The sequence below is a fragment of the Xanthomonas hyacinthi genome, assembly GCF_009769165.1.
GTDB classification, from domain to species: Bacteria; Pseudomonadota; Gammaproteobacteria; order Xanthomonadales; family Xanthomonadaceae; genus Xanthomonas_A; species Xanthomonas_A hyacinthi.
Genome location: NZ_CP043476.1, coordinates 749,860 through 761,856, shown reverse-complemented (window position 1 = coordinate 761,856; position 11,997 = coordinate 749,860). Strand labels below are relative to the sequence as shown.

Genomic DNA, 11,997 nt, shown 5'->3' with positions numbered 1-11,997 from the left:
GTATGGTTAAATCGACGGATGAACAATGCTTCCGTGTCTTCCCCCGACGATGCCGCCGCTCCGAGCGGTGGCCGCAACAACCGGCTCAGCGCCGAGGATTGGGCGCAGGCCGCGCTGGACCTGATCGCCGAGCAAGGCGTCAACGCGGTGGCGGTGGAACCGTTGGCGCGGCGCCTGGGCGTGACCAAGGGCAGCTTCTACTGGCATTTCCCCTCGCGCGACGCCTTGCTGCAGGCCGCGCTGGAGCGCTGGGAACTGGTCGAGCAGCAACAGGTGTTCGGCAGCCTGGAGGAAGTGCCGGATCCGCGCACCCGCTTGCGCGCGCTGTTCCAGCTGGTCGCGCACGAGGTCAAACCGCACATCATCTACAGCGAGTTGCTGAAGGCGCTGGACCATCCGGCGGTGCGCCCGGTCATCGACCGCGTCTCGCAGCGGCGCATGGAGTACCTGATCGCCTCGTTCCGCCAGGCCGGCCTCAGCCGCACCGATGCCCAGCACCGCGCCCGGCTGGCCTATGCCGCCTACGTCGGGTTCCTGCAGCTGTCGCTGCAGCTGCACCAGCCCAAGCAGGCGCGCGAGGAATTCGAGGCTTATGTCGAGCACGTCATCGTGACCCTGATTCCTGGGTGATTAACTGAGTAGATGAGAATATCTATAATATTCTATTATATGTGTACGGATGTACATCGCAATTTTAGATGCGTCGGCCATTGGAATTCTTGAGAGTTGGTAGGGCGGAAAATTAATTGGGCGGACCTCACATCGAGGCCCGCCCTGCCGGCCACCTAGTCTTTACTGAGTGACTACCGTGCAGACGCGCTGTTCGCCTGCCGTCACGCATGCAATGCGGGTGACATGGCCGCTACCTGACCATTGCATCGTTGCTCCCAAACTTCCCATGTAACTAGCCAGCGAGTTGAGGTCGTCTCCCCCTGCGTCCGTCCACTCTCCTTGGACCTGATCAATTTTGTCCGGGACTAATTGACCAGCCGGCGTACGTGCACTTCCTTCGATGTAATGGCCAGTGGCGCTGTCAAGTGTTATATTGAAATCAACGGAGCTGCCATCAGTCATTACTAAGCGAAATATTAAGTTGACCTGCTGTTTGAGGCCTAGTGGCGAAGCCGCGACAGCCATTAGATCAGCGATAGCTGTTGCGAGGTTCGTTCCCACGACAGTGGAATATACACTGTTGCTTGCAATAGCAGAGGACAACATTGCGCGGAGGTTTTGATCGGATAGAAAATTTGTTGCGGTCTTGTCCTGCGCGGAAGGCACATCAACAATTCCGACAGGTACATTTATGATGGGGCGTAGTGTGTACCTCCCGATTACGAAGACTTTGTGCGCGCGGTCCAGTTCAGTAATTGCTGCGGAGGTTGTGCTTACTTTGACCGGGGGTTGTGATCCTGCCTGTATCGTGACGCGGCCAGCTCCCGCTTTTAGTGGGTCTGTTCCTGCGTCCTGTTTTGGAACTTTCCAGGTCTGAATAGTGTTGTCTAAAAGATTGTAAATATTGTGAGTGCCTTGCCCGTGAACCAATGCTTGTTCCCTGAAGTCGTCATCGACTACGCATGTGTCACAGCGGATGTTGGCGGCATCTGATTTGGATGGCGCGGAGTAAAGAGCAAATAATAAAATCGTCATTCCGAAAGAAAGTTTAAGCACAGCTGTTCTCCCTATTTAATTTCCATCTATTAAAAATATCTCAAGTGCGATTTCTTTTTTTAGACTTGCATCTAGGATTTTCGAATATCAGAAATCCCCTACAAAAAATAAGGCGTCTCCTGACACATCTCCTTTGCATACATCTCAATCCCGGGCCCATAGCTCAATCCATTACAGGCCTGGGCCCGCCCAAAAAAACAACGGCCCCTTGCGGGGCCGTTGCTTCAGACGATCAGATCGCGATCAACAGCGATCAGAACTTCTGGGTGTACTGCATGAACAGGTAACGGTCGTAATCCAGCATCGGATCGATCGACGACGAGCTGTTGTTGGTCAGCGAGTACGTGATCGGCGGCTGCTTGTTCCAGACGTTGCGGGCACCCAAGGTGACCGAGCCATTCCACGGGGCTGCCCAGCTGACCGAGACGTCCTGGTAGCTGATCGACCCCTTCTTGTTGGCCCCTACGCCGCCGCCCCAGCCGCCGTTGGCGGTCTGGTAGTTCGGTTCGTTGCACTCGTCCGCGTCGTAGCAGAAGTCGCGGTAGCCGCCGTAATAGCGCAGGTTCCAGTTGGCCGACAGGTCGCCCTTCGCCCAATTCACACCCAGCGTGGCGCGTACGCGCGGGTAGTTCCAGTAACCTGCGTAGTCGTCCCAAGGGGCGCTGTTGTCGCTCTGCTGGCGGAACGCAACCAGGTAGTTGCTGTCCAGGCGGAGCGAGAACTGGCCCGCGGCGAATTCCGGCAGGCGGTAGTTCACGACGAAGTTGTAGCCTTGGGTTTCCAGCGCACCCAGGTTGGTGTTGCCGCGGCTCAGGGTGACGATCTGACCGCTGGTGGCGTCACGAGTGTAGTTGCAGAACGAGGTCACTCCGTTGTAGCACTGGTTCAGCACATAGGTCGCACTGACTGCAGTGATTACATTGGAGATACTGATCTTGTACCAGTCAAGCGAGAAGTCCAGGCCCTGGATCCAGCGCGGGCTGAATACCAAGCCGACGGTACGGGTCTTGCTGTATTCCGGTTCCAGATTGGCATTGCCGACGCCGGCCTGGAACGGGGCGTTGCCCTGGGTTTCACGCGCGGTCACCGGCACGCCTGCGTTGTCGGTCTGGCGGAAGGTCGGTGCGAGGCCTTCGCTGGTGCAACGTGCTGCTGCGATCGGGTTGGACAGCTGGCCGAAGCGGGCATCGCACGGATCGGTCAGGTAGTCGAAGGACTGCGAACCGCCACCGAAGGTGTCGTCCAGAGTAGGGGCACGGAAGCCCTTGCCGTAGGTGGCACGGACCAACAGGTCCTCAACCGGCTTCCAGGTCAGGCTGAACTTGCTGTTGGTGGTGTCGCCGAAACGATCGTAGTCGGAATAGCGGCTGGCTACGTCGAACGACAGTTCCTTGGCGAGCGGCAGATCTTTCAGCAATGGGATCATCAGCTCCAGGTAGACTTCGTCGGTCTTGTACTTGCCCGTCGTCGCGCCAGCGGCCAGGTCGGTGGTGTAACCGGCGCTGGACAGCTGGTCCGGGTAGTCGTAGCCGGAGACTTCACGGTGCTCGACACCGGCCGCAAAGGCGAATTCGCCGGCGTTGCCCGGCATGTCGAACAGGCCGCCGGTGATGTTGGCGAAGTACTGCTTGCTCACGCTCTGTTGGGTGGCCTGGCCAAGAGTGTTGATGTACTTTAGCGCGTCGGAAGTGGAGGCCGACGGACCGCCGAGGACGTTCCACGGAATGCACTGCCCGGCCGACAGGCTGGTGCCCAGCGGGATGGGGTTGGCTGCAGTACCGCACTGCACCACGCCCTGGCTGTTCAAGAACGACGGACCCAAGGCCTTCTCAAGCGCCAGCAGGTTGATGTTGCCGGTGCCGATCTGGGTGACGTCGAACTTGTTGTAGTTGATTCCGGCGTCCCAGTTCCAGCCGTGCGTGCCGACTTCGAACGCGCCTTCCAGCGCGGCGTCGAAGTGATAGCTCTTCACGTTGTTCTGCGAAACGCGCGGGATTTCGATCGTGCGGCGGAACCAGGAGGTGATATCTTGACCAACCGGGTTGTAGTAGCTCTCGCCGCTGATTGCAACCGGGTAGGTCGGTTGCGCCGTTGCGCTCAGCGGATAGCCGGCGACCTGGCGCTCGGAATTGCGCTCGGAGTACATCGCCGTCGACTTGAAGGTGACGTAGTCGTTGATCTCGAAGCTGCCGGTCGTGAAGATCGACTTCGTTTCGGTTTCCTGCGCCAGCATCATCTGCTGAGTGGCGTTGAAGCGGTCGTCGGTCCTCACGCCATTATGGTAGTTGGCGAGGTCGCGCGAATCAGCGCCGATGCCGTTGCCATCCCAGGTCCCGGTGTGGTTCAGGACGTAGGTGCTGCCGCCGAAATTGAAGCGGCCCCACGGGCCGGTCGCGCTAAGTGCATCCCGCGGGTGGTTCGGGCCATAGGTGGTGCGGGTCAACGCACGATCCTTCGCCCACACCGGATCCTCCTTGGAGTAGCTGGCGCCGAAGACGATCGAGGAGCGTTCGCCGCTGGCGCCGAGGGTGAAGGAGTAGGCCTCCTTCTGACCGTCGCCGCGGCTGTTCTGACCGATCAGGGCCGAGACTTCGGCGCCTTCGAAGTTCTTGCGCAGTATGATGTTCACCACGCCGGCGATGGCGTCGGAGCCGTAGATCGCCGAGGCGCCGTCCTTCAGCACTTCGATGCGTTCGATCAGGGCGGCCGGGATGGTCGACATGTCGGTGAAGCCGGCCAGGCTCGAGGTCCAGCGCTTGCCGTTCACCAGCACCAAGGTGCGCTGTTCGCCCAGGTTGTACAGGTTGACGTACTGGCCGCCCTGTTCTGGGTTGGAGGTCAGCACGGCAGCTTTGCTGAAGGTCTGGGTGCCGGAAACGGTCAGGTTCTGCAGAATGTCGCCGACGCTGACCAACCCCGATTTCTTGATTTCCTCGGAGGACACCGTGAAGATCGGCTGGGCGGTTTCAACGTCGACCGAACGGATACGCGAACCGGTCACTTCGATGCGATCAAGGTTGGTCGGGCTTGTGCTTCCTGCATCCTGAGCAAACGCAGCGCCCGTCGCGCCGCTGGCGCTCACCACAAGCGCGAGCACAACGGCATCGCGCAGTTTGTTGGTCTTGCAATTCATTAGCTCTCTCTCCGAATGAGATCTGGGGTTGACCCATGGTGTGCCTGCCGGTGGAGTCGAAAGAGCGACGCCAAGACCTTCAGGGTGACCCGATGGTATCCCGCCTTGAGCAAGAATTAAAGTAGCGTTAACAAATTGATGGAATGGAGTGAATGCGGGTCTTCGGATACCTCGCATTCATCACAAAAAAGCGCCCTGTTGGGCGCCTGCTTTTTTGAAACCTGCGGGAGAACAGGGGCTTACAGGTCCTGCTCGTAGCGCACGTAGGGGATGGTGCCTTCCTCGGTGCTGATGTTGTTCGGGGCGAAGGGGTTCTTGCCGCGGGTGATCACGTTCTCGGCGCCGACGGTCAGCTGGCCGCTCCACGGGGTGCGCCAGGTCAGGCCCACGCCGAGGCCGGACCACTTGCCGGGCTGGCCCGGCGCGTCGACCACGCGGCCGATCACGTTGGCGCTGAAAGCGCCATAGCCGCCGCCGATGCTCAGGCTCTTGCTGTCCCACTGGTTGACTAGGGCTTCCGAGGCATCGGCGATCGGGACCAGGCGCGCACGCGCATAGGTGCCGCCGATCGAGACGAAGCCTTCGCGGCCGATGTTCTGCTGCGCGAACACGGTCAGGTCGTTCTGCTCCATGCGCAGCGATGGGGTCTTGTTGGGTCCTGCCAGCCACGCCGGCATGTTCTCGCGGCCGGTCCCCGCCGACAGCGACAGGCGCCCGCCGGGACGGTTGAAGGTGGTGGTCGCGGCGACGTGGTGGCCGACATCGCCGTCGTCGTCGCCGAGGCTGGCGAGCATGCAATGGCTGGCCAGCCCGCTGATGCTGCTGCCGCTGGCGCTGTTGCACAGCAGGCCGAGCGAGTCGCCGGAAGACAGGCCGAAGGCGGCGTCGAGCGAATTGCGGCCGAAGCGCCAGCGTGCGCCGACCGCCTGTTCGCCGGTCGGTTCCAGGTACAGCAAGGCCTCGACCTTGCCGCTGCCCTTGTTCCAGATCGGCAGCACGGTACGGTCGTGGCTGCCGGCGGGCTTGCTCTGCGCATGCGCGCCCGTGCTCGCCGCAAGGGCGATCAGCAGGGCAAGTGGCAGGCGCAATAGGTCTCGCATCGGCAGTCTATGACTCTCGGGCAGGAACTAAAGTTCCCGCCGGGCAGGGGGGGCGATGCTAGTGGGTTTATGTTTCTTTAACAAGTCGGACTCCCCGGCCCTAATGCGCATTCCCGACTATTGCAAGCGCTCCGATGGCGCCGGTTCAGCCGGTGTTGCCGCGAACAATACGCCGAATTCCGTCAAGGGGAAGTCATAGTGCCGGCCGCAGAACTCGCAGCGTATCTCAACCTGGCCGGTTGCCTCGGCGGCGGCGCGGGCTTCTTCCTCGCCCAGCGAGCGCAACATGGCCGCCACCCGCTCGCGCGAGCAGGAGCAGCCGAAGCGCAGCGGCTTGGTGCCCAGCAGTTCCGGCGCTTCCTCGTGGAACAGCCGGTGCAGCAGGGTTGCCGCCGGCAGGGCCAGCAATTCGGCTTCGCTCACGGTCTCGAACAAGGCTCCGGCGCGGTTCCAGCCGTCCTCGTCGCCGCTGTCGCCGGGCAGCTTCTGCAGCAACAGGCCGGCCGCCTGGTGGCCGTCGGCGGCCAGGATCAGGCGCGTCGGCAGCTGTTCGGACTGGCGGAAATAGTCTTCGAAGGCTTCGCCCAGTTCGGCCGCCGACAGCGTCACCAGGCTCTGGTAGCGCTGCGGTTCGCGCGGGTCCAGGCCGGGATTTTCGATGGTGATCGCCAGCAGTGCGCCGGCGCCGAGCGCACGCAGATCGCGCGGGGCGTCGCTGCCCTCGGTCAGCTGGACGATGCCGCGCAGGGTGCCGGCCGCGGTGCATTCGGCGAACAGGGTGCGCAGCGCGCCCTGGCTGCGCAACTGCACCGACAGGCGCCCGTCGACCTTGGTGTGGCCGGTGAACAGGGCCGCGGCCACGCAGGCCTCGCCCAGCAACTCGGTCGCCGCGGCGGGATAGCTGGCTGGCGCGAGGATGTCGCGCCAGGCCGCCTGCAGGCGCACGTGCACGCCGCGCACGCCGGCGCCGGGCAGCAGGAAGCGGGTCAGGTGATCGTGGTCGGAAGAACTCATCGCGGCCTCGCTGCGCATGGGAAGATGGCGACCGCAGGATAGTGGGTCATCTCGAGTGGACAACGTCGAAGAAGGCATAGCAATGGGGGCGACGCGGGGCGTTGCAAGTGGCGCGGCCGTGCCGCGGTCGCCGCGCGGCCGTTGGCTGCGCTGGTTGCTGGCGGCGCCGCTGCTGTTCGCGCTGGCGAGCACGTCGCAGGTGATCGCGCTGCGCTTCGTCGACCCGCCGTTCTCGGCGATGATGCTTGCGCGCCAACTCGGCGCCTGGGGCGAGGGCGATTGGTCGTTCCGCGTCGCCTACGACTGGCGCGACACTGCGCAGATCGCGCCGAGCCTGCCGATTTCGCTGGTGGCCGCCGAGGACCAGCGCTTCCCCAGCCACCACGGCTTCGATCTGGATGCGATCGAGAAGGCGCGCGACCACAATGCGCGCGGCGGCCGCCTGCGCGGCGCCAGCACGATCAGCCAGCAGGTGGCCAAGAACCTGTTCCTGTGGCAGGGCCGCAGCTGGCTGCGCAAGGGGCTGGAGGCGTGGTACACGGTGCTGATCGAGGCGCTGTGGTCGAAGCAGCGGATCCTGGAGGTGTATGCCAACGTCGCCGAGTTCGGTGACGGGGTCTACGGCGCGCAGGCGGCGGCGCGCAGCTTCTGGGGCAAGGATGCGGCGCAGCTGAGTCCGGCGCAGAGCGCGCTGCTGGCGGCGGTGCTGCCGGCGCCGCAGCGCTACGCCGCCGCGCGCCCGGGGCCGTATGTGCAGCGCCGCGCCAACTGGATCCAGCGGCAGACGCGGCAGCTGGGCGGGCCGGCGTATCTGCAGGCGCCGTAGCCGCTGGTGAACCCGCGATCGGCTCCGTACCATCGGTCCATGGAATCCGAGCGCCTGACCGTCGTCGTCACCGCCTTCAACGAGGCGCAGACCCTGCCGCTGCTGCATCCGCGCATCCTCGCCGCGCTCGATGGCGTGGACGGCCTGGAGGGGCGGGTGCTGTATGTGGACGACGGCAGCCGCGACGCGACCTGGGAGGCGATCCTGGCGCTGGCCGCGGCCGATCCGCGGGTCGGCGCGCTGCGCCTGTCGCGCAATTTCGGCAAGGAGCTGGCGCTGACCGCGGGCCTGGATTTCGTCGAGCACGGCGCGGCGATGCTGCTGGACGCGGACGGCCAGGATCCGCCGGAGCTGATCGCGCAGTTCGTCGCGCACTGGCGCGCCGGCTACGACGACATCTACGGCACCCGCATCGCGCGCGACGGCGAGGGCTGGCTCAAGCGCGGCACCGCGTCGCTGTTCTACCGGCTGATCGGGCGCCTGTCGAAGACCCCGATTCCGGCCGACACCGGCGATTTCCGCCTGCTGTCGCCGCGCGCGCTGACGGCGCTGGCGCAGTTGCGCGAGCGCCATCGGTTCATGAAGGGGCTGTTCGGCTGGGTCGGGTTCCGCCAGCTGGCGTTGCCGTACCGGCGTGCGCCGCGCCTGGCCGGGCGCAGCAAGTTCGGCCTGTGGCGGCTTTGGAACTTCGCGCTGGAAGGCATCACCAGTTTTTCCACCGCGCCGCTGCGGGTGGCGACCTATCTGGGCCTGGCGACCGCGGTGGGCGCGTTCCTGTTCGGAACCTGGATTGTGATCAAGGCGGCGCTGTGGGGCGATCCGGTCGCCGGCTGGCCGACGATGATGGCGGTGATCCTGTTCCTGGGCGGCGCGCAGCTGATCGCGTTGGGCCTGATCGGCGAATACCTGGGCCGCCTGTACGAGGAATCCAAGCGGCGGCCGCTATATTTGGTCGACACCTGGCACGCACCGGGCGGAGGAGTATCCTCGGCCGTGCGATCCAGCGAACCGGGAGGCAGCGATGCGTACGGTACGACAGTTGTTGGGCGACAAGGGCGGTGAGATCCACGCGGTGACGCCGGATGCGGCGGTGGTCGATGCGCTGCGGCTGATGGCCGACAAGGGCATCGGCGCGGTCCTGGTGATGCAGGACGGGCGCCTGGCCGGCATCCTTTCCGAGCGCGACTACGCGCGCAAGGTGGTGCTGCAGGACCGGTCTTCGGCGAGCACGCCGGTGCGCGACATCATGAGCGCGAAGGTGTACACGGTCGATCCGGCGCAGAGCGTGCAGCAATGCATGGAGCTGATGACCGGGCAGCGCATCCGCCATCTGCCGGTGGTGCAGGCCGGCGCGGTGATCGGGGTGATCTCGATCGGCGACCTGGTCAAGGCGGTGATCGAGGAACAGCGGCAGGAACTGGATCAGCTGCAGCGCTATATCACTAGCTGACGCGGGATTGGGGATTGGGGATTCGGAAAGTCAAAAGCACGTCGGCCTGCTTCTGCTTTTACGAATCCCCAATCCCGGCTTTTCACAGCCGAATGGCTGGTCATCCCCAATCCCGGCTACTTGGCATAATGCCCGCCGCAATCGGCGTCCTTGCCCGGGCCGGTTTCCAGCGTGGCCAGCAAGGCCGCCGGCGGGGCGATGCTGCCCAGCGCCAGGGCGATCGCGCCGCGCATGCCCAGTGCCGTGACGTCGGGGCGGAAGGTCGGATCCTTGAAGGTGCCGCCGACGCGCAGCGGCGAACGCAGCGACAGGATGCTGCGATCCTTCGGCCGCGCCTTCAGCAGCAGGTCCAGTGTCTCGTCGCCCAGGTCGATGTTGCCGCTGCCGACGATCAATGTGTCGGTGCTGTCGAAGGCCAGCGCGCGCGCGTCCATCACTCCATTCCTGACCGCGAAATCGCCGAACGCGCAGCGCACCGGAATCTCGCGGTCCTTGGTGATCAGGAACTTCAGCGATTCGGCGATATCCAGCCCGGCCAGCTCCATGATCAGGTTGCTGATGTGGCCCTTGCCCATGCCGATGGCGATGCTGCCATCGGCGCTGCCGAGCATCTGCGCGATCGAGTTGCCGGTGCCGGCGAGCGCGATCTCGCCGCCGATCGCGCCGGAGGCTTCCTTGGCCAGTTGCCCGTCCGGGAACAGCTTGCCCAGCTGCATGCCGCGCAGCGAGATCTGCGCGCGTGTGGCGATGGTCGGCTTGCGCGCATCCATGCGGATGTCCGAGCGGATGTTGCCGCCGGCCACGCCGAAGTCGAGCGGCTGCAGCAGCAGCACGCCGTCGTTGAGCTTCAGGTGCGCGTCCATGTCGTCCAGCGGCAGTTTCTGCGCGTTGATCCGCTGCGCCTTCCAGCGCACGTCGGCGTCCATTGCGCGCAGCTTGCCGAGGTCGTACGGCGTGGCCGGCAGCACCTTGGCGTCGGCGGCGAGCTTGGCCGCCTGCGCCTTCTGTTCGGCGTTGGCGGTCTCGCCGGCGCCGGTGCGTGGCGGCGCGCCGACGAAGCCGGCCAGGTCGTCGAAGTCCAGGCGCCGCGAGCGCAGGTCGGCGCGCAGGAACGGGCGCTGCCCGGCGGTGTCGATCTGCACGCTGCCGGCCAGGTCGCTGTCGCCGGCGCGGCCGTTGAAGTCTTCATAGCGCCAGACGTCTCCATTGCGCTTGAGCCGGCCGTCCAGTTGGTAGGGCGGGGTGGAGGGAATGGCGATGCCGAGCAGCGGATACAGGTGTTGCATGTCGGTGCCGGCCAGGCTCAGCTGCAGGTCGAACACGCGCAACTGGAACGGATTGGTCAGCGTGCCGCGCATATGCGCGCGGGTGCTGCCGGCGCTGCCGCGCAGGTCGATCTTGAACGGATGGTCGCTTTCGCTCAGTTCCAGCGGCGAGGCGGTGCTGCCCTTGAGCGTGAACGGGTTGCCGCGCCAACGGCCATCGCCGGCGACCGCGATCGGCGGTGCGGCATCGCCGCGGCGGCGCTGCGCGGTCAGGCTGTCGACGCTGACGTCGATGTCGGTGCGGCCGGGGAGGTCCTGGAACTTCAAGCGGCCTTGCTGCACCAGCAACCGGCCCAGGGTCGCCTGCATGCCGCCGTCGCTGCTGCCGAAGCTCCAGTTGCCGGCTTGCCCGTTCGGCCCGGTCTCGAGCAGCAGCTGCGGCTGGGTCAGGCGGATCTCGGGAATGCGCAGCTTGCCGCGCAGCAACGGCCACAGTGCGAGGTCGATCTCGGCACGTTGCGCGCTGGCCATCTGCGGCTGTTTCGACCAGTCCGCATTGGCGAAGCGCAGGCCGTCGCCGCGGATGGTGGTGGTGCCGCCGAGGGCGACGTCGAGGTTGCCGTCGATGTGGAATTCGCGGCCGGTGTTGGCCTGCACCGCGCGTTCCACCGGACCTTTGAACCAGTTCCAGTCGAATACCAGGATGACGATCAGCAGCACCAGCAGCAGTGCGCCGAGTACCAACGGCCAACGCCGCAAGCGGCCGTCGGGGCGGCGCCAGGGCCAGGAGCGGCGCCGGCCACGCGATGCAGAAGTGGGCTCGCGATCCATCCGGCCATACTAGGCGGCGCACGTGCACGGGGTGCGAAAGGCGCACGCCGCGCGAGGCTTGCTTAGAGCACTTGCGCGGTCACCGCGACGAAGTGGCAGACGCTGCCGGCGAGCACGAACAGGTGCCAGATCGCATGGAAGTAGCGCACCGTGTCGCGCTGGTAGAAGCAGGTGCCCAGCGTATAGAACAGGCCGCCGGCCAGCAGCCAGCACAGGGTGCGCACATCGACCGAGTGCAGCAGCGGCTCGATCGCGACCACGATCAGCCAGCCCATCGCCAGGTACAGGATGGTCGACAGCAGCCGGAAGCGGCCGGTGAAGAACAGCTTGAAGATCACCCCGGCCAGGGCGATGGTCCAGATCGCCGCGAACAGGCCCCAGCCCCAGGGGCCGCGCAGGCCGATCAGGGTGAACGGGGTGTAGGTGCCGGCGATCAGCACATAGATCGCGCAATGGTCCAGCACCTGCAGCCGTGCCTTGGCGCCGGGATGCGAGATGGCGTGATACAGCGTGGAGGCGGTGTACAGCAGCAGCAAGGCGACCCCGAACACGATCGCGCCGGCCAGCTGCCAGCCGTCGCCGTGGATCGCGGCCAGGGTGATCAGTACCGAACTGCCGGCCAGTGCGGCGATCGCGCCCAGGCCATGGGTCAGGGCGCTGGCGAGTTCGTCGCGCCAGTCCGTAGAAGGCGGCGCGTCGGTGTGCATGGG

The 11,997-nt window shown here is 64.9% G+C and carries 10 protein-coding genes; 4 read left to right on the top strand and 6 right to left on the bottom strand.

Annotation, left to right across the window (positions count from 1 at the left end; translation table 11 throughout):
- Positions 1 to 18 precede the first annotated feature (18 nt).
- Positions 19 to 630, top strand: coding sequence for a TetR/AcrR family transcriptional regulator (locus FZ025_RS03530; RefSeq protein WP_046977284.1), 612 nt, complete (start codon positions 19 to 21; stop codon positions 628 to 630).
- Between the two features lie 162 nt (positions 631 to 792).
- On the opposite strand, the gene FZ025_RS03525 is transcribed toward FZ025_RS03530, so the two are convergent.
- The 4 genes from FZ025_RS03525 to hslO all read right to left on the bottom strand — a co-directional run bounded on the left by FZ025_RS03525 (position 793) and on the right by hslO (position 6,933).
- Positions 793 to 1,668: a hypothetical protein gene (locus FZ025_RS03525; protein ID WP_146093494.1), complete on the bottom strand. Its 876-nt coding sequence runs from the start codon at positions 1,666 to 1,668 to the stop codon at positions 793 to 795.
- A gap of 253 nt (positions 1,669 to 1,921) precedes the next feature.
- Positions 1,922 to 4,801: a TonB-dependent receptor plug domain-containing protein gene (locus FZ025_RS03520; RefSeq protein WP_046977285.1), complete on the bottom strand. Its 2,880-nt coding sequence runs from the start codon at positions 4,799 to 4,801 to the stop codon at positions 1,922 to 1,924.
- Positions 4,802 to 5,040: 239 nt separating this feature from the next.
- A complete protein-coding gene (locus FZ025_RS03515) occupies positions 5,041 to 5,901 on the bottom strand; it encodes an XOO1806 family protein (protein ID WP_046977286.1) in 861 nt (286 codons plus the stop codon).
- Between the two features lie 117 nt (positions 5,902 to 6,018).
- Entirely contained in the window at positions 6,019 to 6,933 is a 915-nt protein-coding gene (gene hslO / locus FZ025_RS03510) for an Hsp33 family molecular chaperone HslO (RefSeq protein ID WP_046977287.1), read from the bottom strand.
- A 64-nt stretch (positions 6,934 to 6,997) separates the two neighbouring features.
- Between hslO and mtgA the strand changes: the two genes are divergently transcribed.
- From mtgA to FZ025_RS03495, 3 genes are read left to right on the top strand one after another with little or no spacing between them, the layout of a single operon-like run.
- On the top strand, positions 6,998 to 7,741 hold the full coding sequence (gene mtgA, locus FZ025_RS03505; protein ID WP_046977288.1) for a monofunctional biosynthetic peptidoglycan transglycosylase: 744 nt from the start codon (positions 6,998 to 7,000) through the stop codon (positions 7,739 to 7,741).
- 39 nt (positions 7,742 to 7,780) lie between these two features.
- Complete coding sequence (locus tag FZ025_RS03500) at positions 7,781 to 8,803, top strand: glycosyltransferase family 2 protein (RefSeq protein WP_104557626.1); 1,023 nt, start codon at positions 7,781 to 7,783, stop codon at positions 8,801 to 8,803.
- A complete protein-coding gene (locus FZ025_RS03495; protein ID WP_046977290.1) occupies positions 8,763 to 9,191 on the top strand; it encodes a CBS domain-containing protein in 429 nt (142 codons plus the stop codon). The genes FZ025_RS03500 and FZ025_RS03495 overlap by 41 nt, the downstream gene beginning before the upstream one ends.
- A gap of 116 nt (positions 9,192 to 9,307) precedes the next feature.
- Here FZ025_RS03495 and FZ025_RS03490 read toward each other — a convergent pair whose 3' ends face one another.
- Both FZ025_RS03490 and trhA read right to left on the bottom strand, forming a co-directional pair.
- The gene (locus FZ025_RS03490; RefSeq protein ID WP_046977291.1) at positions 9,308 to 11,287 is read right to left on the bottom strand and encodes an AsmA family protein; all 1,980 of its coding nucleotides are present in this window, start codon (positions 11,285 to 11,287) and stop codon (positions 9,308 to 9,310) included.
- Positions 11,288 to 11,349: 62 nt separating this feature from the next.
- On the bottom strand, positions 11,350 to 11,994 hold the full coding sequence (gene trhA, locus FZ025_RS03485) for a PAQR family membrane homeostasis protein TrhA (RefSeq protein ID WP_046977292.1): 645 nt from the start codon (positions 11,992 to 11,994) through the stop codon (positions 11,350 to 11,352).
- Positions 11,995 to 11,997: the final 3 nt, after the last annotated feature.